The organism is Actinomadura rubrobrunea NBRC 15275, assembly GCF_001552235.1.
Classification (GTDB): domain Bacteria; phylum Actinomycetota; class Actinomycetes; order Streptosporangiales; family Streptosporangiaceae; genus Spirillospora; species Spirillospora viridilutea.
Window position 1 is genome coordinate 1 of the sequence record NZ_BCQU01000211.1, and the last position, 1,166, is coordinate 1,166.

Consider the following 1,166-nt stretch of genomic DNA (forward strand, 5'->3'; position numbering starts at 1 on the left):
GGACGCCAGCTCGGCGGCGGCGCGGTCGGCGTCCTGCGCCGCCCGCACGGCGGCGGCGAGCGCGTCGGCCTCGCCGCGCAGCCGGTCGATGCGGGCCTCGAGCGTGGGGTCGTCGCCGCGCGCGGCGTCGAGGTCCTCGCGCAGCCGGGACTGCTCGTCCGCCCGTTCCCGGTCGCGTGCGCGGTGGTCGGCCAGGGCGCCGCGGACGCCCTCGAGTCGGGTCCGGGCCTGGTCGAGCTCCTGTTCGCGGCGGCGCAGCTCGGCGTCGAGGCGTTCGGCGTCGGCGGCGCGGCCGGTCAGCTCGGCCAGGGCGCGCTCGGCGGCGTCGAGCTCGGCGGCAAGGGCCTCGACGGGCGCCTCACCGGCGATCTCCAGTCTGGCGTCCAGATCGGCGCGCAGAGACTCGATCTTCGCGGCGGCCTTCTCACGCCGGTCCCGGGCGCGCTCGTAGGCCGCCTGGGCGCGTTCCTCGTCCTCCTCCCCCGGAACGTGGCCGCGGGAGACGGCGGGCTCAGGATGCTCGCGCGCCCCGCACACCCGGCACGGTTCGCCGGGGACCAGGTCGCGGGCGAGCGCGGCGGCCATGCCGTCCAGCCGGGCCTGCCGCAGCTCCTGGAGCCGGTCGCGCGCCTCCTGCGCGGCGTCGACGGCGGCGCGGTGCTCCTGCTCCGCCTCGGCGAGCTGCCCGGCCACCCGGTCGCGCCATTCGGCGGCCGCGAGAACGTCCCTGGCGCGCTTCACCCTGGCCTCGGCCCCGGGCCGTGCGGCGGCGGCGATGCGGGCGTCGTCCAGGCGCGCCCGCAGCTCCTCGACGACGCCGGGCAGCGCCTCCAAGGCGTCGGCGAGCCGCGCCTCCTCCCCCTCCAGCCGGGCCAGCTCTTCCGCCAGCGCGGTCCGCTCCTCGCCGATCCGGCGCAGCCGCTCGGCGTCGGCGCGCCTGCCGTCCAGGACGGCGATCTCCTCGCGGCGGGCGCCTTCGGCCTTCACCAGCACGTCCTCCGCGGCGCCTGGCGGCACCAGCTCCCCCACCCGGGCGCGGGCGTCGGCGGCGAGGGCGCGCGCCCGGTCGGCCTCCCGCCGCCGGGACGCGGCCTCGCGGATGAGCGGCACCACCCGGTCGGCGCGGGCGGCGGCGTCGAGCCGGTCGGCGAGCGCGGCGCGCCAGG

Annotated in this window: 1 pseudogene; it reads right to left on the bottom strand. The window is 80.4% G+C overall.

The features are described 5' to 3' along the window. Positions 1-1,166: pseudogene (locus tag AR3_RS31425) on the bottom strand (AAA family ATPase); the annotation flags it as partial.